The 559-nt window shown below is 64.8% G+C and carries 1 protein-coding gene; it reads right to left on the bottom strand.

Annotation, left to right across the window (positions count from 1 at the left end; translation table 11 throughout):
• Window positions 1-177: 177 nt before the first annotated feature.
• The coding region (locus EOA27_RS39430; protein WP_127259092.1) for a DUF6481 family protein at window positions 178-559 on the bottom strand (382 nt) is incomplete at its 5' end.

The following is a 559-nucleotide window of genomic DNA, read 5'->3' as shown; positions in this document are numbered from 1 at the left end:
AGCGCGTCGCGATCTTTCAGATTCGCTCCATGCGCTTTAGTTTTTTGATTTTACGCATGTCTTTATCCCGAACCCGGTTCCCACTTTCGGGAGACATGCTTTAAATTAGAGCCGACGGCACAAACGCGTTCAGGGCCGCTTTCGGCGACCCTGACCGATCTTCCAAACAACCCGGACTTAGCGGGCCGAGAAGCCCGGAGGCGTCCTGCCGACGCGCGCCTTGCGGGCGGCGTAGCGTGCGTCACGCTTGGCCTTGCGCGCGGCCTCGTCGGCAAGCTCGAACGCGATGCGCTCTGCTTCCTCGGCCTCGCGGATTTTGGCCTCGGCGGCAGCAGCCTCTTCGGCGGCGATACGCGCCGCTTCGGCGGCGGCTTCGCGTTCGGCCTTCTCGGCCGCTTCGCGAGCCAGCTTTTCCTGCTTCAGCCTTGCCTTCTCCGCTTCGCGGATGGCGCGGGCCTCGAGGATCGCCTTGCGTTCGGCCTGGCGCGCCAGCACAGCGGGATCATCCGCCGCCGGCTTTGCCTTGAAGCGCGCGAGCAGCGCCTTCTTTGCCTCGTTC

Source organism: Mesorhizobium sp. M2A.F.Ca.ET.037.01.1.1 (assembly GCF_003998075.1).
GTDB lineage: Bacteria > Pseudomonadota > Alphaproteobacteria > Rhizobiales > Rhizobiaceae > Mesorhizobium.
The sequence above is the reverse complement of the archived record's forward strand: the minus strand, read 5'-3'. Positions and strand labels throughout refer to the sequence as shown.